The organism is Thermus tenuipuniceus (assembly GCF_002964845.1).
GTDB lineage: Bacteria > Deinococcota > Deinococci > Deinococcales > Thermaceae > Thermus > Thermus tenuipuniceus.
This window is the reverse complement of record NZ_PRDA01000071.1, coordinates 1-18354: the sequence shown is the minus strand read 5'-3', so window position 1 is coordinate 18354 and position 18354 is coordinate 1. Positions and strand designations below refer to the sequence as shown.

At 64.4% G+C, this 18354-nt stretch carries 20 protein-coding genes; 9 read left to right on the top strand and 11 right to left on the bottom strand.

What is annotated here, in order from left to right; translation table 11 throughout:
- Nucleotides 1–125 precede the first annotated feature (125 nt).
- The 8 genes from carB to C2847_RS11675 are packed head-to-tail and all read left to right on the top strand — an operon-like array spanning nucleotide 126 to nucleotide 8593.
- Nucleotides 126–3233, top strand: coding sequence for a carbamoyl-phosphate synthase large subunit (carB, locus tag C2847_RS11710; RefSeq protein WP_105318511.1), 3108 nt, complete (start codon nucleotides 126–128; stop codon nucleotides 3231–3233).
- Between the two features lie 35 nt (nucleotides 3234–3268).
- Nucleotides 3269–3598, top strand: coding sequence for a cyclic-di-AMP receptor (locus tag C2847_RS11705; RefSeq protein WP_015717299.1), 330 nt, complete (start codon nucleotides 3269–3271; stop codon nucleotides 3596–3598).
- Complete coding sequence (locus tag C2847_RS11700; protein ID WP_105318510.1) at nucleotides 3595–4452, top strand: DsbA family protein; 858 nt, start codon at nucleotides 3595–3597, stop codon at nucleotides 4450–4452. The genes C2847_RS11705 and C2847_RS11700 overlap by 4 nt, the downstream gene beginning before the upstream one ends.
- A gap of 10 nt (nucleotides 4453–4462) precedes the next feature.
- Entirely contained in the window at nucleotides 4463–5227 is a 765-nt protein-coding gene (locus tag C2847_RS11695) for a tRNA (adenine-N1)-methyltransferase (RefSeq protein WP_105318509.1), read from the top strand.
- Nucleotides 5212–6762, top strand: coding sequence for an Rqc2 family fibronectin-binding protein (locus C2847_RS11690; protein WP_105318508.1), 1551 nt, complete (start codon nucleotides 5212–5214; stop codon nucleotides 6760–6762). The genes C2847_RS11695 and C2847_RS11690 overlap by 16 nt, the downstream gene beginning before the upstream one ends.
- Before the next feature lie 23 nt (nucleotides 6763–6785).
- Nucleotides 6786–7136, top strand: coding sequence for an aspartate 1-decarboxylase (gene panD / locus C2847_RS11685; protein WP_105318507.1), 351 nt, complete (start codon nucleotides 6786–6788; stop codon nucleotides 7134–7136).
- Nucleotides 7133–7981 carry a menaquinone biosynthesis prenyltransferase MqnP gene (gene mqnP, locus C2847_RS11680; protein ID WP_105318506.1) on the top strand — a complete coding sequence of 283 codons (849 nt, stop codon included), beginning with the start codon at nucleotides 7133–7135 and terminating at the stop codon, nucleotides 7979–7981. Before panD ends, mqnP begins: the two co-directional genes overlap by 4 nt.
- A 21-nt stretch (nucleotides 7982–8002) precedes the next feature.
- Nucleotides 8003–8593, top strand: a complete 591-nt coding sequence (locus tag C2847_RS11675) for a TIGR01440 family protein (RefSeq protein ID WP_105318505.1) — start codon at nucleotides 8003–8005, stop codon at nucleotides 8591–8593.
- Here the strand turns inward: C2847_RS11675 and C2847_RS11670 are convergent.
- Genes C2847_RS11670 through C2847_RS11630 form a run of 9 tightly spaced genes read right to left on the bottom strand, consistent with a single transcriptional unit; the run spans nucleotide 8556 to nucleotide 16368 of the window.
- Nucleotides 8556–9614, bottom strand: coding sequence for a pyridoxal-phosphate-dependent aminotransferase family protein (locus C2847_RS11670; RefSeq protein ID WP_105318504.1), 1059 nt, complete (start codon nucleotides 9612–9614; stop codon nucleotides 8556–8558). The genes C2847_RS11675 and C2847_RS11670 overlap by 38 nt on opposite strands.
- Nucleotides 9615–9623: 9 nt before the next feature.
- On the bottom strand, nucleotides 9624–10412 hold the full coding sequence (locus C2847_RS11665) for an NADH-quinone oxidoreductase subunit B family protein (RefSeq protein ID WP_105318503.1): 789 nt from the start codon (nucleotides 10410–10412) through the stop codon (nucleotides 9624–9626).
- 8 nt (nucleotides 10413–10420) lie between these two features.
- Complete coding sequence (locus tag C2847_RS11660; protein WP_244187474.1) at nucleotides 10421–11686, bottom strand: hydrogenase large subunit; 1266 nt, start codon at nucleotides 11684–11686, stop codon at nucleotides 10421–10423.
- Nucleotides 11613–13013 (bottom strand): proton-conducting transporter transmembrane domain-containing protein, encoded by a 1401-nt coding sequence (locus tag C2847_RS11655; RefSeq protein WP_244187472.1) that lies wholly within the window; start codon nucleotides 13011–13013, stop codon nucleotides 11613–11615. Before C2847_RS11655 ends, C2847_RS11660 begins: the two co-directional genes overlap by 74 nt.
- A gap of 2 nt (nucleotides 13014–13015) precedes the next feature.
- Nucleotides 13016–13648 carry a hypothetical protein gene (locus tag C2847_RS11650; protein WP_208619958.1) on the bottom strand — a complete coding sequence of 211 codons (633 nt, stop codon included), beginning with the start codon at nucleotides 13646–13648 and terminating at the stop codon, nucleotides 13016–13018.
- Complete coding sequence (locus C2847_RS11645) at nucleotides 13636–14490, bottom strand: respiratory chain complex I subunit 1 family protein (protein ID WP_105318501.1); 855 nt, start codon at nucleotides 14488–14490, stop codon at nucleotides 13636–13638. Before C2847_RS11645 ends, C2847_RS11650 begins: the two co-directional genes overlap by 13 nt.
- The gene (locus tag C2847_RS11640) at nucleotides 14423–15478 is read right to left on the bottom strand and encodes a proton-conducting transporter transmembrane domain-containing protein (protein ID WP_105318500.1); all 1056 of its coding nucleotides are present in this window, start codon (nucleotides 15476–15478) and stop codon (nucleotides 14423–14425) included. The genes C2847_RS11645 and C2847_RS11640 overlap by 68 nt, the downstream gene beginning before the upstream one ends.
- A gap of 9 nt (nucleotides 15479–15487) precedes the next feature.
- A complete protein-coding gene (locus tag C2847_RS11635; RefSeq protein ID WP_105318499.1) occupies nucleotides 15488–16042 on the bottom strand; it encodes a hypothetical protein in 555 nt (184 codons plus the stop codon).
- Nucleotides 16039–16368, bottom strand: coding sequence for an ArsR/SmtB family transcription factor (locus C2847_RS11630; protein WP_015717312.1), 330 nt, complete (start codon nucleotides 16366–16368; stop codon nucleotides 16039–16041). Before C2847_RS11630 ends, C2847_RS11635 begins: the two co-directional genes overlap by 4 nt.
- Before the next feature lie 109 nt (nucleotides 16369–16477).
- Here C2847_RS11630 and C2847_RS11625 point away from each other — a divergent pair, with 109 nt between their 5' ends.
- A complete protein-coding gene (locus C2847_RS11625) occupies nucleotides 16478–17338 on the top strand; it encodes a hypothetical protein (RefSeq protein ID WP_105318498.1) in 861 nt (286 codons plus the stop codon).
- Here C2847_RS11625 and mscL read toward each other — a convergent pair.
- Together mscL and C2847_RS11615 are read right to left on the bottom strand one after the other, a co-directional pair.
- Nucleotides 17292–17672: a large conductance mechanosensitive channel protein MscL gene (gene mscL / locus C2847_RS11620; protein WP_105318497.1), complete on the bottom strand. Its 381-nt coding sequence runs from the start codon at nucleotides 17670–17672 to the stop codon at nucleotides 17292–17294. The genes C2847_RS11625 and mscL overlap by 47 nt on opposite strands.
- A gap of 160 nt (nucleotides 17673–17832) precedes the next feature.
- On the bottom strand, nucleotides 17833–18093 hold the full coding sequence (locus tag C2847_RS11615) for a hypothetical protein (RefSeq protein WP_105318496.1): 261 nt from the start codon (nucleotides 18091–18093) through the stop codon (nucleotides 17833–17835).
- Nucleotides 18094–18354: the final 261 nt, after the last annotated feature.

Here is an 18354-nt window from a genome sequence, read left to right as displayed (position 1 = left end):
GTTTATGCAGGGTATTCGGGAGGTGCAAGTTTTGAGGCAGCCAAGCCCGGGCACCTTGCATAAGAAGCGGTATTCTCCTTGGACAACCCGGGCCAAGTATGTTATCCTCGCCCATTGGGTACGCGATGCCGCCGAGAAGAGACCTCAAGAAAATCCTCATCATCGGTTCCGGGCCCATCACCATCGGCCAGGCTGCGGAGTTCGACTACTCGGGCACCCAGGCGGTGAAGGCCCTCCGGGGAGCAGGGTACGAGGCCATCCTGGTGAACTCCAACCCCGCCACCATCATGACCGACCCCGAGCTGGCCGAGCGCACCTACCTGGAGCCCCTCACCCTGGAGTACCTGGAAAGGGTGATCGCCAAGGAGCGCCCGGATGCCCTTCTCCCCACCTTGGGGGGACAGACCGCCTTGAACCTCTCCATGGCCCTTCACGAGGAAGGGGTACTTGCCCGCTACGGGGTAGAGCTCATCGGGGCCAAGGCTGAGGCCATCAAAAAGGGAGAGGACCGGGAGGAGTTCCAAAAGGCCATGCGCAGGATCGGCCTCGAGGTGCCTCGAGGGCAGATGGTGTCCAGCGTGGGGGAAGGGCTCCACTTCGCCCGGGAGGTGGGCTACCCCGTGGTGGTCCGCCCCTCCTTTACCCTGGGGGGCACCGGGGGCGGCATCGCCCATAGCGAGGCAGAGCTAAAGGAGGTCCTGGGCCGGGGCCTCCTCCTTTCCCCGGTGCACACCGCCTTGGTGGAGGAATCGGTTTTGGGCTGGAAGGAGTTCGAGTTGGAGGTGATGCGGGACCATGCGGACACCGTGGTGATCATCACCAGCATCGAAAACGTGGACCCCATGGGGGTCCACACCGGGGACTCCATCACCGTGGCCCCAGCCCAGACCCTTTCCGATGTGGAGTACCAAAGGATGCGGGACGCCGCCAAGGCGGTGATCCGGGAAATCGGGGTGGACACCGGGGGCTCCAACATCCAGTTCGCCGTGGACCCCAGGACGGGCCGCCAGGTGATCATCGAGATGAACCCCCGGGTCTCCCGTTCCAGCGCCCTGGCTTCCAAGGCTACGGGCTTCCCCATCGCCAAGATCGCGGCCCTTCTGGCGGTGGGCTACCGCCTGGACGAGCTTCCCAACGACATCACCCGCAAGACCCCGGCCTCCTTTGAGCCCACCATCGACTACGTGGTGGTGAAAATCCCCCGCTTCGCCTTTGAGAAGTTCCAAGACCTTCCCAACACCCTGGGGGAGCTTAAAGACGAGCTGGGCACCCAGATGAAGTCCGTGGGGGAGGTGATGGCCATCGGCCGCACCTTCAAGGAGGCCCTCATGAAGGCCCTGAGGGGCCTGGAACGGGACGTCAGGGCCCTGGCCCAGGTGCGCACGGAGGACCTGGAGAAGAAACTCTACCCCAACCCCGACCGCATCTATGCGGTCATAGAACTCTTGCGGCGGGGGATGCCCATAGAGGACCTGTACCAGGCCACCCGCATTGACCCGTGGTTCCTGTACCAGATACAGGAAATTGTCCAGGCCGAGGGGTGGCTCCAGATCCATCCCCCTAAGGACCGGGAGGACTGGCGCTTCTACAAGGGCCTGGGGCTCACCGATGCCCGGATGGGGGAACTCCTGGGCAAGGGGGAAAAGGAGGTCCGCCAGGAGCGGAAGGCCCTCGGGGTGGTGCCCGTGTACAAGACCGTGGACACCTGCGCCGCGGAGTTCGAGGCCTATACCCCCTACCACTACTCCACCTACGAGGTGGAGGACGAGGTCTGGCCCTCCAGCAAACCCAAGGTGGTGATCCTGGGCTCAGGGCCCATAAGGATCGGCCAAGGGGTGGAGTTCGACTACGCCACGGTGCATGCGGTCTGGGCCCTAAGGGAGGCGGGGTACGAGACCATCATGGTGAACTCCAACCCCGAAACGGTGTCCACCGATTACGACACCGCCGACCGTCTTTACTTTGAACCCCTGACCCTCGAGGATGTCCTGAACCTGGTGGAGCATGAGAAGCCCATCGGGGTCATCGCCACCCTGGGCGGTCAAACCCCCTTGAAGCTGGCCAAGGGCCTCGAGGAAGCCGGGGTAAAGCTCCTCGGCACTCCCTTCGCCGCCATCCACAAGGCGGAGGACCGCCACGAGTTCAACCGACTCTGCCGGGAGCTGGGCATCCCTCAGCCTGAGGGCCGGGTGGCAGCCACCCCCGGGGAAGCCCTGGAGCTTGCCGAGGAAGTGGGCTACCCCCTCCTGGCCCGGCCCAGCTACGTCCTGGGGGGGCGGGCCATGCGGGTGCTCCAGAGCCGTGAGGAGCTAAAGCGCTACCTGGAAGAGGTCTACGAGCCCCTTCAGGACAAGCCCTCCATCCTCTTAGACCGGTACCTGGAAGGGGCCTTGGAGCTGGACGTGGACGCCCTTTCCGACGGGGAGGAGGTGATGATCGCCGGGGTGATGGAGCACGTGGAGCGGGCTGGGGTGCACTCGGGCGACTCCGCCACGGTGCTCCCCCCGGTGCACCTTTCCCCAGGCGCTTTGGAAAAGGTCAGAGCCTACACCCGGAGGCTGGCCTTGGCCCTGGGGGTGAAGGGCCTTTTGAACGTGCAGTATGCCGTTTTGGGGGAGGAGGTGTACATCCTCGAGGCCAACCCCCGCGCCTCCCGCACCGTCCCCTTCGTTTCCAAGGCCATCGGGATACCCTTGGCCAAGATGGCCGCCCTCATCGCCGTGGGAAAAACCCTGAGGGACCTGGGGATCCGGGACCTGGACCCCATACCCCCCTACTACGCGGTGAAAGAGGTGGTCATCCCCTGGCTCAAGTTCCCCGGGGTCATCCCGGTTTTGGGTCCCGAGATGCGCTCCACCGGGGAAAGCATGGGCCTGGACGAGGATCCTTACCTGGCCTACTACAAGGCAGAGCTGGGCGCAGGCCAAAGGCTTCCCCTCGAGGGGCGGGTGCGCTTCATCCGAGAAGGGCTTCCCCCCAAGGAGGCCCGTCGGCTGGAAGAACTCCGGCAGGCCTACCTCGAGGCGGGCTTTACCCTCTCCGAAGGGGAATATGACCTCCTCATCAGCCCCGTCCCCCACCCCGAGTTGCGGCGGGCGGTGGAAAAGGGCCTTCCCTTCATCACCACCTTAGAGGGCGCCTGGTGGAGCCTAAAGGCCATTCTCACGGCCAGGGAAAAAGGCCCCGAGGCCAGAAGCCTGCAGGAATGGCACGGCATCTTGCAGAAAGCCTGAGGGCAAGGAGGCTCAGCAGTGTACAATGAAGGCCAATGAAGCTCATCGTGGCCATCGTGCAGGATACCGACGCCCCCGGGCTCACCAAAGCCCTCTTGGAGCGGGGTTTGCAGTCCACCAAGCTGGCCTCCACCGGCGGCTTCCTGCGGGAGGGGAACACCACCTTGCTGATCGGAGTGGAGGACGAAAGGGTCCAAGAAGTGCTGGAGCTGATCCGGGAAAAATGCCGTACCCGCACCCGCCTGGTCACCCGGGGATTTCCCCTTTCCGAGGCCCCCGACCCCTTCCTGGCCCAGCCGGTGGAGGTGCAGGTGGGCGGGGCTGTGGTCTTCGTCCTGCCGGTGGAGGGGTTTTTCAAGGTATGAGGGCCCTGGCCCTCCTCCTCTTCCTGGGCCTCGCCTTAGCCCAGGTGGCCAAACCGGTGGAGGCCTTTTCGCAGGCGGTGGGCCCTCTACCTCCGGGGGGAAGGCTGGAGGTGGAAACCCGAAACGGCCGCCTCCTGGCCGTAGCCTACCAAGGCCCCAAGAACGCCGCCTTCCTGGCCCGGCTGGTGGAGAAGGCCACGGGGGAACCTTTCGGTCCCGCCCTCCTGGACTGGTACGCCAAGAACGCCAAGGCCCTCGAGGGCCAGCGCCTCAAGCTGAACCTGGGGGAGGCCTACACCCTGGAGCTAGCCCTTACCGAGCCCATGCGGGCCCGCATCGCCCCCAGGCAGGTACCGGAAAGCGCCTTTGGCCAGGACCGGCTGGTCCTGGGAAGGGAAGGACCCTTTCTGCGGGTTTTCTCCGACTTCCAGTGCCCCTACTGCCAGCGCCTAGCGCAAACGGTCCTCCCTCGGCTCAAGGTCCTGGCGGAACAGGGGGAGGTGCGGGTGAGCTACCGCCACTTCCCCCTCAAAGAAATCCATCCTGAGGCGCTGCCCGCGGCCATCGCTTCCGAGTGCGCTCACCGCCAGGGGGCTTTCTGGCCTTACCACGACCGCCTCATGCAGGGTCGCCTCGGGAACTACTTGGGCCTGGCCCGGGCCCTGGGCCTGGACCAGGAGGCCTTCGCCCGTTGCCTGGAGGACGCGGGGGTAAGGGAAGCGGTGGAAGGGGAACGGGAGCTGGCCCTGCGCCTAGGCCTGCGGGGCACGCCTACTGCCTTTGCCGGGCCCTTCCAGGTGCCGAACCCCTTGGACCTGGAGCGGGTGCTGGACTATTTGGTCCTCGCCCGCTAAAGTAGGCGGGGTGGAAGGCGAGCTTTTTCTCCTCAAGGACGGCAAAGGCCGCGCCTTCCTGATCCGCCTTAAGGAGGGTGGTGTCTTCCACCACCACCGGGGCACCGTGCCTCACGAGGAAATCCGCAAGGCTGGCCCAGGGGGAAGGGTATGGACCCACCTAGGGGAAGAACTTTCCGTCCACCACCCCACCCTGGAGGAGTACCTCCTCCACATGCGGCGAAGCGCCACCCCCACCTACCCCAAGGATGCCAGCGCCATGGTGACCCTCTTGGACCTGGCCCCGGGGATGCGGGTCCTCGAGGCGGGAACAGGCTCCGGGGGCCTCACCCTCTTCCTGGCCCGGGCGGTGGGGCCTATGGGGCTCGTGGAAAGCTACGAGAAACGGCCCCAGCACCTCGCCCAGGCGGAAGCCAATGTGAGAGCCTTTTGGCAGGTGGAAAACGTTCGGTTTCACCTGGGAGGGCTGGAGGAAGCGGAGTTGGAGCCGGAAAGCTTCCACGGGGTGGCCCTGGACCTCATGGAACCCTGGAAGGTCCTGGCCAAGGCTACTGGGGCTCTTATGGCCGACCGGTTCCTGGTGGCCTACCTTCCCAACATCACCCAGGTGCTGGAGCTGGTACAAAGGGCAGAGGGCCTGCCCCTCCGGCTGGAGCGGGTCTTGGAGGTGGCCTGGCGGGAGTGGGAGGTAAGGCTTCCCGTGGCCCATCCTCGGTTCCAGCAGGTGGGGCATACGGCCTTTCTGGTGGTCTTTAGAAAATGGAAGGGTTACTGATCCACGCCTTCCTGCAGGAGCTACGAAAGGAGCTTCCCGCCCTGAACCTGGGCCTGGCCTTCCCCGATGAGGGTAGCCTGGCCATCCTCCTCAAGGGGGCAAGGGGCCGCATCTTCAACCTGGTGGCCCGCTACTGCCCCCCATCCCCCAGCCTGGCCGTGGAGGAGGGAACCCTCTTGGGGGAGCCCAAGACCCCTTTCCAGCGGCAGCTCCAGGCCCGGGTAAAGGGCCCCTTGCTGGAGGCGGAGCAGATCAAGCTGGACCGGGTAGTCCTCTTCCGCTTTGCCGGGGAGAGGGGGTTCGTGGATACCCCACCCGCCACCTTGGTCCTCGAGGCCACGGGGCGGAATGCCAACCTCATCCTTTTGAATGAGGAGGGCGTGATCCTCGGGGTGGACCGCCCCATCACCCGCGAGGTGAACCGCTACCGCCAGGTAAAGCCTGGCCTACCTTACGTGCCCCCACCCCCTTACGAGAAGCTGGATCCCAGGACCCTGGCCTTGGAGGAACTCCGGGTCCTTCTGGGAAAACCCCTGAAGGAAGTGGTGCGCCACGTGGATGGGATAGGGCTGGAACTCATGCGGGAGCTGGCCAAAAGGGCTACCCTCACCCCGGAAACCCCCTTGGACGAGGCCGGCCTGGCCAGGGTTTTCCAGGCGCTAAAGGATCTTGTGGAGAATCCCTCCTTGGGCACCGCCCTCTCGCAGGAACTGCGGGAAAAGTGGGCCGAGGAGGAGAAAGAGGCTTTGAGGAAGCCGCTCCTCGAGGCTCTAAAGCAGGAGCAGAAGACCCTTCTTGCCCGGCTTACCGACTACCACCGGGCCCTGAAGCGCCTGGAGGAAGCGGAGGGCTTGCGGCAGAAAGCCGATCTCCTCTTAGCCCGGCTTAAGGAGGTACCCCGGGGTGCGGGAAAGGCGGTCCTGGAGGGGTTTGACGGCAAGCCGGTGGAGATCCCTTTGGACCCCACCCTATCCCCCCAGGAAAACGCCAGGAAGCTCTACGACCGGGCCCGCCGCCTGGAGGAGCTGGCGGAAAGGGCCCTAGAGCTCATCCCGCAAACGGAGGAAAGGCTAAAGGCCCTGGAAAGGGAAATGGAGCGGGTAAAGCAGGCAGACCTCCAGGACCTCATGGACCTTTCCCGAAAACCCAAGGAGGGGAAGGGACCAAGGCTTGGCTTAAGGTACACCTCCCCCTCGGGCTATCCCGTCCTGGTGGGCAGAAACGCCAAGGAAAACGACCTTCTCACCCGCATGGCCCACTCCGAGGACCTATGGTTCCACGCCCAAGGGGTGCCGGGAAGCCACGTGATCCTTAAGGCGGAGGGGAAAAATCCCCCCCTGGAGGACCTCCTGTTTGCCGCCAGGCTCGCCGCCCACTATTCCAAGGCCAGGGGGGAAGCCCAGGTCCCTGTGGACTACACCCGCAAAAAGCACGTGTGGCGGCCTAGGAAGGCGGCACCCGGCCAGGTGCTCTACACCCACGCCAAGACCCTCTTCGTGGAGGGGACGCTTCCTCAGGAGGGAGGGGAAGGGTAAACTTTACCTTTGTGAAAAGGGTCATGTTCCACGCCAAGATCCACCGGGCCAGGGTTACCCAGGCGGACCTAAACTATGTGGGCTCGGTCACCGTGGACCAGGATCTCTTGGATGCCGCTGGGATCCTGCCCTACGAACAGGTGGACATCTACGACATCACCAACGGGGCCCGCCTCACCACCTACGCCCTACCCGGGGCAAGAGGATCAGGAGTGGTGCAGATCAACGGGGCCGCCGCCCACCTGGTGCGCCCGGGGGATTTGGTAATCCTGGTGGCCTATGGGGTTTTTGAGGAGGAGGAGGCCCGGAACCTTAAGCCCACCGTGGTGCTGGTGGACGAGGAAAACCGGATCCTTGAGGTACGCCGGGGATGACCAGGCTACGGCTCTACCTGGACCTCATCCGCTTCGAGCATACCCTCTTCGCCCTTCCTTTTGCCTACGGGGGAATGCTCCTGGCAGCAAGGGGTTGGCCCGGATTCCGCACCTTCCTCCTGGTTACCCTGGCCATGGTGGGGGCCCGGACCATGGCCATGGCCTTAAACCGCCTCATAGACTGGCGGATCGATGCCTTAAACCCCAGGACCCAGAACCGGCATCTGCCCAAAGGGCTGGTCAAACCCTGGGAAACCCTCTTCCTGGCGCTTTTGGGCCTGGCCCTTCTGGTCTACGCGGGCCTGGCCCTGAACCCCCTCACCGCCAGGCTGCTTCCCGTGACGGTCTTCTTCCTGACCATCTACAGCTACACCAAGCGCTTCACCTGGCTTTGCCACTACGTGCTGGGCCTCACCATCGGGGCTGCCGCCGCAGGTGGCTGGATCGCCGTCACGGGAAGCTTCCACCCCACCGCCTACTGGCTCTGGGCGGGGGTAGGGTTTTGGATCGCCGGGTTTGACATCCTCTATGCCACCCAGGACTACCACTTTGACCGCGCTTACGGGGTAAAGAGCATCCCGGCCCGCTTCGGGATCCCCTTGGCCCTTGGGATAGCCCGGGCCACCCACCTTCTCGCTTGGCTTTGCTTCCTCCTGGCTGGCCTTAGCTACGGGGCAGGAAGCCTCTACTTTTTAGGTCTCCTCTTGGTGGGAGGGCTCCTCTTCTACGAGCACCGCCTGGTGAGCCCCGAGGATCTAAGCCGGGTGGACCTGGCCTTCTTCCAAGCCAACGTGGGGGTGAGCCTGGGGATGTTTCTTTTCATCGTGCTGGATATCTGGCTCTAAGCTTGTAAAAGGGGGCAGGCCATGAAAGGTATCCGCAAGGCGGCGGAAAACGCGATTTTGGAGTTTCTGGACCTCTTCCCCATGCCCAGGGGAAGCCTCTTCGTCCTCGGGGGGTCCACCAGCGAGGTCTTGGGGGAAAAGGTGGGGACAAAGCCCAGCCTCGAGGTGGCCGAGGCCATCCTGGAGGGGCTCCTTCCCCCTCTTCTGGAACGGGGGGTATGGGTGGCCGTCCAGGGATGCGAGCACCTGAACCGGGCCCTGGTGGTGGAAAAGGAGGCAGCCCGGGCCTACGGCCTGGAGGAGGTCACGGTCTTCCCCCACCCCAAGGCCGGGGGAAGCCTGGCCACGGCGGCTTTCCTCCGCTTCCAGAACCCCGTGATGGTGGAATCCCTTAAGGCCCAGGCCCACGGGGGGATGGATATCGGCGGCGTCTTGATCGGCATGCACCTACGCCCCGTGGCGGTGCCGCTTAGGCTTTCCCTGCGCAGGATTGGCGAGGCAGTACTCATCGCCGCCAAAACCCGCCCCAAGCTGGTGGGCGGGGCCAGGGCGGTCTACACCCGGGAGGAGATGCTCAAGAAGGTGGAAGAATATCGGCAAGGGCCTCTTTGAAAAGGGCCGCCACCCCCAGGGCTTCGTAGCGGTCGAAATGGCCCATGAGGGAAAGGCGGAAGATCTTCCCCTTGAGGGGCCCCTGCCCCCCAGCGATCACCGCCCGCCTTTTGGCAAAGGCCTCCTTCACCGCCCGGTAAGGCACCCCTTCCGGCAGGTAAAAGGCCGCCACTGCCGGGCTTTTCACCCCGGGCACGGGCTTGAGCCCAAGCTCCTCCCCCACCTGGTAAAGGAGCTCGTTTTGCCAGGCCTTGAGGGCCAGGTGCTCGGGAAGCCTGGGCACCACCTCCTCGAGGACCGCCGCCACTGCCCCCATCAGGTTGATGGCCGGGGTCCAGGCGCTCTCCCCTTCCCGCTGGGCCCTAAGCTCCCGGGAGAGGTCGTGGTAATAGCCCCGGGGGCGAAGGGCCTCCAAGGCCCTAGGGCTTAGGGCTACGAAACCCAAGCCCGGGGGGCACATCAGGCCCTTCTGGCTTCCGGAGGCGGCGGCGTCCACCCCAAAGGCCTCGAGGGCCACCTCCCGTACCAGCAAGCTGGTCACCATGTCGGCCCCCACCAGGCCCTCGGGGTTGGCCTCCTTGAAGGCCTTCGCCAAGGCGGGAAGGTCCACCAGGGCCCCGGTGGAGGTCTCCGAGTGGACCAGAAGAAGCCCCCGGTAGCCCGGCCTCGCCACCCGTTCCGGGTCTGGCACCTCCCCGTAAGGGAGTTCCAAGCGCTCCACCCTTAGCCCTGCGCTTTCCGCGATCTCGGCGAAGCGCTCGGAGAACTTGCCGTAGACCGGTACCAAAACCCTTTCCCCGGGGGCGAAGAGGTTCCACACCAGGGCCTCCATGGCCAGGGTGCCGCTTCCCGTGAGGATGAGCACCTCGCCCTGGGTGCGGAAGGCTTCCCGAAGAAGGCTTCGGGCCTCGAGGAAAAGCGCCCTAGCAGGCTCAGTCCGGTGGTGAAGCTGAGGGCGGGAAAGTGCCTCTAGCGCCTTGGGATGAAGCCGTACAGGACCCGGAGTGAGGAGCCAGTCCATGGCAAGAGCTTAGCGCAAAACCCCCCCTACCAGCCGCTGGGTCACGCGGCCCACCAAAAGCATCAAGCCGTGGAGGATGGCTCCGGGCCTCGGCGGATCCCCAGGCACGTACACGTCCACAGGCACCACCTGGTCCACGCCGGACAGAACCTGGGGACTTCCTGCAAACACCCCACCCGAAATGGCCTCGTTCCCCACCGCCACCACCCCCTTGGGCTCCGGCATGGCCTCGTAGGTGCGCCTTAGGGCCTCGGCCACGTTGCGGCTCACGGGGCCCGTGACCAAAAGGGCGTCCGCGTGCCGGGGCGAAGCCACCACCTGGAACCCAAAGCGGCCCATGTCGTTAAAAGGGTTGCCAAGAAGGGCGACCTTTGAATCGGCAAGACCCGTGTCCCCGACGCTCACCTCCCGGAAAGCCAGGGTAGGTAAGCGAAGCTCTGTCCGAGGGGAAGAGGGAGGGCCTGGGTCCAGAAACCCTCCCCTTTCCAGGTCCACCCGCTGGACCAGGTCCTCCTTGCGGGTCACGGCCACCTCCAAGGACCTCATCTCCCCCACGGCCTCCGGGTATGCCAGGGCACACCGCCCGCATCCCACGCACCGGGCGAGGTCCAGGCTGAAAATCCCTTCCCTCTCGGTAAAAGCCCCGACCGGGCAAAGATGGATAAGCCCCTCGCGAACCCTCGAGGTCAAACCCGCCGGCTTCAGCAAAGGGTAGCCAAAAGCGTGCTGGGGAACCTTCAGGATCTCCTCCAGCTTGCGGGCCAACCTTCCCACCTTAAGCGTATGCATCAAGCTCATGGCACCCCCTAGAGGTCGCTTCCCGCATAGGAGAGGTCAAAGGACTTGTTGCAAAGGGGAAAGTCCGGCAAGCCTTCCCCCCGCACCGCCAACTCCAAAGCCCGCCAGTTCTTGAAGCTGGGGTCCACCCCCTCGGCCATGACCTCCTTCCCAGCCTCCACCCGGACGAACCACACCACCTCACCCCGTCCCGCCTCCACCCGGGCCAAGGCCTCACCCTCCCCCGGAGGGGGATCCAGGGCCAGAGGCCCGGCGGGAAGATGGCGAAGGAAGAAAAGGGCGTAATCCAGGGCCTTAAGGCTCTCCTCGGCGTACACCTGGGCCCGGGACAGCACATCCCCTCCCTGGCGCACCACGGCGGTAAAGTCGGGGTAAAGGGGGTCGTCCTGCCTGAGGTCCCTCCCCACCCCGCTGGCCCGGGCCGTGGGGCCCACGAAACCCAGGGCCAAGGCCTCCGCTTTGCGCACCACCCCCACGTAGCGCATGCGGTCCAGCACCTGGGGATTTTTGAGCAGCCTGGGCAGCAGGCGGGCCAACTCCTCCCGGTAGGCGGCGATGGCCTCGAGGTCCGGCTGGCCCTCCCGCCACACCCCGCCAACCCTTAGGAAGTTTCTCCCGTAGCGGTGGCCGGTTAACCGGTCCAGTTCCCCCTGCAGAAGAGCCCGTATCCGCCCCACCTGGGTGGCCCCGTAGGCGTAGCCGATATCGGTGAAGAGCCCGGCCAGATGTCCCAGATGGCCAAAGGCCCGCTCCAACTCCAGGGCTGCCCGGCGAAGGTACTGCGCTCTGGGAGGGGCCTCCCAGCCCAAGGCCCTTTCCCAAGCCTCGGCAAAGGCCATGGCGTGGGCCACGGGCTCACTTCCCGCCCGCTCCACCAGAAGAAGCGCAGCCTCAGCTCCTTTACCTGGCATCAAGGAAAGCAAGCCCCGGTGCTGGTAACCCAGGCGGATCTCCAGGTGCACGATCCGCTCGCCCAAAACGCTAAACCGGAAGTGCCCGGGCTCGATGATCCCTGCATGTACGGGTCCCACAGGCACCTCGTGGAGGAGGGGGAACTCCCGGAAGGTGTAGGGAAGGTCGTGGCGCCTAAGGGGTTTCAACCCGGGGTGCCCTACCGGCTCAAAACCCCTCTCCCAAAGGGCCCGTTCAAACCAATCCAGAGCGGGAAACTCGGCAGCCAGGCTGGGAAAGCGCCTCCTCTCACCCAAGAGGAAGGCTTCGGTGAGGCCTAAAGCACCCTTCTGGCCCTCCGGACGCTCTACCCACAGAAGCACCCGGTCTCCATAAGGGAAAAGCGCCACAGGCCTCCCCTCGCGCAGGGCCTCCATCACTTTCTCCACAGCACCACCTCCAACCCCTTAAACACCTCCACCCCCGGGAACACGCCGAGGATCGCCAGGATGCCCAGGAGCAACCACAGGATCCAGAAATCCAATCCCTGCCCCCTAAGGGGTTTCCCCCTACCGAAGCCCATCTGGGCCATGGGAGGAAGGAGGCCGGCAAACGCCATACCCAGGCCCAAAAGGTAGAGCCCCGCCAGCCCAAGCCAGCGCATGGCCGCCTCCACCGCCTTAAACTCGGCGAAGAAGAGGGGAAGGGAGGCAGGCCCCCCAGGGCCGCCAAGGCCAGGACGTAGGGGATCCCCAAGGCGGGCAGGTGGAAGACCAGCCCGCCCACCCGCCCCACCTCCTTGGCGTGCGTGAGGGACAGGATACCGCTGGCCCCCAAAAAGGCCAAGGTCTTGGCCAGGGAGTGGGCCAGGGTATGGAAAAGGGCCAGCCAGGGCAATCCCAGACCCAGGGCGAAGACCGCCAGGCCCATGTGCTCCATGCTGGAGTAGGCGAGAAGCCTCTTGTATTCCTTCTGTCCAAAGAGGAAGAGGGCCGCAAACAAAAGGGTAAGCAGGCCAAAGGTAAGGAGCAGGCTGGAGGCAAAGGCGAAAAGCCCCGCTGCCTGCACGATGGCGGCGTAGCGGAGAAGGGCGTAAAAGGCCACGTTGAGGAGGGTTCCCGAAAGCAAGGCCGAAGCCAGCCCCGGGGCCTCGGCGTGGGCATCGGGAAGCCAGGCCTGGAGGGGAAAAAGCCCCACCTTGGTACCGAAGCCCACCAGGAGGAGGGCGAAGGCCACCTTAAGCCCCTCGGGATCGGCCTCCCCCACCAGGGATCGAACCTCTCCCCAGTCCAGAGTGGCCCCACCCACCAGGGCGTAGACCAGGATGACCCCGATGAGCCCCATGGCAATGCCCACGCTGCCCAGCATGAGGTACTTCCAGGTGGCCTCCAGGGCCCTTGCCCCACCCTTGTGGTAGACCAGAAGGGCCGAGGCCAGGAAAAGGGCACCCGCCCAGTAGAAGCGCCAGGCTTCTTCCTGGGCAAAGTAGCCCCGGGCAAAAAGCGCCACCAGGGCATAGATCAGGTCGGTCAGAAGGAGATAAAAAAGCCCCACCCCATCCAACCGGAAAGGACCCGCCGCCGTACCCAGCAGAAACGGAGCCAGAAGAAAGCTGAGGAGGGGCACCAAAACGGAAAGCTGCACCAGCAGACCGGCCTCCTTGCGGGCCAGGAAGACCACCAAGGGTGAGAGGACCAGAAGATACAGCACCGCTACCCCCTTAGAGAGCGCATCCTCGCGGTATCCACATGCCCCATTTCCCCCTTGATGCGGAAGATGAGGATCCCCGCCAAGAACACGGCGGCAAAGGCATCCAAGGCCACCCCCAACTCCACGAAGAGGGGCAGGCCGTGGCTCTCAGAAAGGGCCATGAGGAAAACCCCATTCTCCAGCGCCAGGAAGCCCAGAACCTGGCTTATCGCCTTCTTGCGGCTCACCATGGAAAGGATTCCCAGAAGCACCAAGGAGAGGGCCACGGGCACCCCTTGGGGCAAGGGGGCCTCGGGAAGCACAAAGGCCTTCCCCACCCGGAAGGCCAAGGCGGTGAGGAGCCCTGCCAGAAGGAGGGAGAGGGAAACGGACAGATACCCCTCCACCTCGTGGCTCACCTCGAGGCGGTCGATCAGCCAGAACAGGTACCAGGGTATGAGCACCCCCTTAACCGCAAAGAGGGCCAGGCCGGCCAGCACGAAGTGGAACTCCCCTCCCGCGAGCCCGAAGGAAACCAGGGCCAAAAGGATATTCTGCAGGGCGTAGAGCCGGATGATGGCGTCCAGGCTGCGGCGGCTCACCATCAGGAAACCTGTGGCCAGAATGGCCAGGACTAAGGTGTTTAAAAGCGCCATATCGCCCCCAAAAGCGCCAGCACCCCGAAAAGGGTGTTGTACGAAAGAAAGTCCGGAAGCCTCAGGTAGCGGAGCTTTACCCCGTAGGTCTCCAGGTAGGCCAGCGCCAAAACCCAGGCCACCCCCACCCCCAGGAAGACCAGGGGCTTGAACCCCGGCAACAACAAGGCCATCAACCCCGCATAGAAGAGCATCTTGAGCGACCCGGCAAGCTCGTACAGGGCCAGAAGAGGACCGCTATGGTCCAGAATCTGCGCCTCATGGATCATGGTGAGCTCCAGGTGGGTGGTGGGATCATCCACCGGCATCCTGGCTCCCTCGGCCGAAAGGCCAAGGGCGAGGGAGGCCAGGGCCAGGAGCAGCACCAAGCTGTTCTCCACCCCAAGCTGGGGTAGGCCGCTCAGGGAAAACCCTTCCCCCAAGAGGACTGCCCCGGCCAAGGCCATAAGGGTCCCGGGCTCCGCCAACACCGTGACCATACCCTCCCGGTAGCCTCCCTGGACCCCAAAACTGCTGCCCGCATCCAGGGCCGCCAGCATTTGAAAAAAGCGCCCGAGGCCCAGGAGGTAAAGGGCGAGGAGGAAGTCCCCTTTGAAGGTTGGGCCAGGAAGGATGGGCAAGAGGGCCAAGGCCCCCAGGGTTCCCAAAAGGGCCAGGATGGGCCCAAGGAGGAAAAGGGGGGTGGTGGGATGGGGCGCTATCCAGACCTTTCGCCAGAGCTTGATCAGATTTCGGTATTCCACCAGCGGGCTAAGCCCCTGCCGGTGGGTAAGCCTAGCCTTCAGCCACTTGACGCTTCCCGAAAAAAGCGGAGCCAACACCAGGGCCAAGAGCGCCGTCATAGCAAGACCACCCCCAGAACCACCACCAAGGTGAGGAGTTGCAGGAGAAGAGACGGGGATGCTCCCCCACCTGGAGGCGAAGGAAGGGGAAAAGGCGAAGGGCCGGTTCGGCGAAGCCCAGGCCGTTGGGTTGCATCCTGGGGCTGAGGGGCTGGAAACCGCAGTCCCAGGTACTGTAGGCCCGCATGGGCATCCGGAGAAGGCCCCGGTAAAACACCCCAACCAGAACCCCAAGAAGGATCAAGAGAAGCCAGTTGGGGTAGGTGCGAACCCCAAGGGGGTCCAGGACCAGCCCGGGCACCAAGGCCAAAAGGAGGAGGAGCCCCGCCAGCACCCCAAGACCGAAGCGCATCCCCTGGGTCCAGTGCAGGGCAGCCTCGCCTCGAGGCAGGCCCAAGAAGGCCAGCCCGAATAGGCGCACGTAGAAGTAGAGGGCCAAGGCCCCCACCAGGGCCAAGGCCCCGGCGGCCAGGGGCACCAGGAAAGGCCCCTGCAAAAAGCCTTGGTAAAGCTGCCACTCCGCAAGAAACACCGGGCCAGGAGGGAGGCCTGCCCCCACTCCCATTCCCCACAAGGCGAGGGCTCCAAGTCCGGGAGCCTTGCGGAAAAGCCCACCCAAGTGGGAAATCCGCCGCTCCCCTAGGGCTCCTGCTCCCAGGAAAAGGAGCCCCTTGAACAGGGCATGGGCTACCTGATGGAGAAAAAAGGCCCCCAGGAGCAAGGGCATGGGCTTCAGGAAATAGGTCCCCAAGGCAGCAAGCATGAGGCCCAGGTTCTCCACGCTGGAATAGGCCAAAGCGCCCTTTAGGTCCTCTTCCCCAAGGCCCCGCACCAGGGCGTACACCGCACCCAGAAGGCCCAGGAGGAGCAAAACCCACCCCACCCAGGGCGGGGGTGGACCGAACCAGTACTGGGACTGGTACAAGCCAAGAAGGCCCAGCTTGGTCATGGCCCCGGAAAGCAGGGCCGAAACCGGGCTTATGGCCACCGGGTGGGCCTAGGGCAACCAGGCGTGGAAGGGGAAGAGAGCTGCCTTCACCCCGAAGCCCAAAAGAAGCCCGGCCCAGACCCAGTCAGCCCCCACATGCCCGTATCCCAAGAAGGCCAGGTAAAGCCCGGCCCCCGAAAGGCGGCTCGCCAGGAAAAAGGCCCGGGCCCCTGCCAGGGCGTTTGGCTCCTCGAGGGTGATGAGAAAATAGCCCAAAAGGGCCATACCCTCCCACAAAAAGAGGAAGCCAAGCCCTGGGGAAGCCAAGGCCCCCCCCGCCATGCTGGCCAGAAAAAGGGGGAGCAGAAGGCCATAAAGGTGCGCCTCACGGGGGTGGTGGGCCAGGTAGGCAGGAAGGTAGGGAGCAAGGCCCAGGGTCAAGGCTCCGAGGAGAAGGAGGTAAAGGTAGGGAGCACCCAAACCCGAAGCCCAGCCCATACCCCCCAGCACCCCCCAAGCCAGGCCCGCCATGCCCAGGAATAAGGAAAGCCCCCGGAAACGCCAGGGGGTCCCGGCGGATAAAAGCGCCAGGACCAAGGGCAAAAAGGTCCACAGGGGGCTCATTCCTCCTCCCTCAGGGCTTCCAGGCGCTCCCTTTCCGCCTCGAGGTGCCGCTCAAAGATCCGTCGCCCCAGATCCAAGAAGGCGTAGACCTCCGGGTCCCGGGTGCGGTAGTAGACCATCTGCCCTTCCCTCCTGGCCTCCACCAGGCCCCGCTCCCGCAGGAGGGAAAGCTGCCTGGAAAGCACCGACTGTTCCACCCCGAGCTCCCGTTGCAGGGCGGAAACCGAGCGCTCTCCCCCCCGCAGAGCATCCAGGATGGCCAGGCGCAAGGGATGGCCCAGGGCCTTAAAGAACTCCGCCTTGTAGCGGTGGAGGGTGCTAGGCATAGTTCCTTATTTGGCTATATGCATATAGCCACATACTTCCAACCTTAGACCTCCCCCCCGGTCCTGTCAACAGCCCCACGTGGTATCATGTCCCGCCGGCGGCCCCTTTATGCCAGAGCCCCAGTTTCGCCTCCGCTACCGAAGCCCAGGGCAGGAAACCCTCCTGCTTCCCCTGCCCCAAAGCCTTCCCGGGCAGAAAGTGGGGGACCTCTTCCTCTCCCGGCGGCCCGAGGAGGTGTACGAGGCCCAGGGGAACATCCTGGCCCGCTTTTCCCTCTCCGAGGGGGAGGTCCTCGAGGTGCGCTTTCCCTTGAAGACCGAACCCCTGAAGCACCTCCCCCCCTGGGGGAAAACCCTCCTCTTTGAACCCCCGGAAGCCTGGCCCGGCATCCTGGCCCACAAGGGACACAAGGTGGAACGGGCCTTTGGCTTTCTCCTCTCCGGCCAGCCCCACGCCTGGTACCTGGTGGACGGGCTTCCCCTGGACCCCCTCCTCTACCAAACCCTTCAGGAAAACCCCACCCACCTCCTCCCCCTGGGGGTAGCCCCTGAGCCCCACCTCTACCTGGGCGGGCACGAGGGGAAAAGGCTTCTCCTCCTAAAAACCCCCTGGCCGGGAGGGGAGGAACCCCTGTGGCAACAGCTCCACCCCCTGGGGTTCCAACCCCTGCCCTTCCTTCGGGGCCTGGCCTTCGCCAGCCTGGGGGTTTCCGCCCTGGGCCTGGCCACCGGCCCTTGGTTCTACCTTCCCTATCTGGTGGCTCTGATCCTGCAGCAGGGGCCTGCCCTCAAAACGCTTTTCCTGCGCACCCCGCGCCATGTTCTGGAAAGCCTTTTATTCCATGCCTTCGCCCTTTCGGTAACGGTAAACCCCAGGCCGGAGCTCGGCCTGGGGTACCTGGGCCTCTTTCTTTGGAACCGGCTTAGGCCTTCCGCCGTAACTCCGAAAGAATCTCCCGAAGAAGCTTGACCTCCTCTGGCGGCTCGGGAGGGGAGGGTGGGGAAGCCTCGGCCTCCTTCTTCAGGCGCCGCTGCACCCCTTGCATGGGCACCACCACTAGGAAGTAGATGGCCGCACCCACCACCAGGAAGTTCACAACCGCATTGATGAACTTCCCAAGAGCCATGGGCCCCAGCTTGATGGCGGAGAAATCCGGAGCACCGCCCAACGCCCCGATCAAAGGGGTAAGGACATCCGCCACCAAGGAGTTCACCACCTGGCCGAAGGCCCCCCCGATAACCACGGCTACCGCCAGGTCCACCACGTTACCCCGCATGATGAAATCCCTAAAATCCTTTAACATACGTACCTCCTCCTCGTACGTTTCCTAAAATGCAGCACGGTCCAGTTCACGGACCAAGACAACGGTATCCCCTTCCCTTGAAAATCTTGTGAAAAGAACCCTGCGCCTGAAAAGCCACGCCATGTCTGCATTCCGGGCCTCACCTTGGGAGTTCCCCCTTTTATTCCCTCCTATCCCCCAGGGTTAGGAGCAGGTCGGGAAAGTCCTTAAGGGTTCTTCCCCCACACCTGCTCCAGGACGGCACTCCCGTAGATCTCAATCCGTCCGCCTCCCGCGCTCCATCCCAAAACCCCTTCACCAGGCGCTTGGCCTTCCGCTTCCCCTTTAGGCCGTAGAGCCGGGCGGCAAAGGAGTAGACCACGGCCGCGAAGTCCTGGAGCCAGGCCGCCTGGCGCTTTAGGTCGTCCCTGGCCTCGGGCACCGAGACCCGGGCGTAGACCGCCGCGGCGTCCGCCAGGCCCAGGATGGTGCCTGTGGGGAGCTAAACCGCCTTGGCGGGGAGCACGCCCTTGCGGAACCACTTCCATGCGGTGCGGTAGGGCACCTTCGGAGAGCTTCACAGGGCCAGACTATGCAGAAGAGAGAGGGAAGGCCAACAGAGAGGGACAGATCTGGGAACTAAGAGGCTGTCGTAAAAGTCTCCCACCTCACCTTACGCGGCCCTCGCCAGCCGCTTCACCAG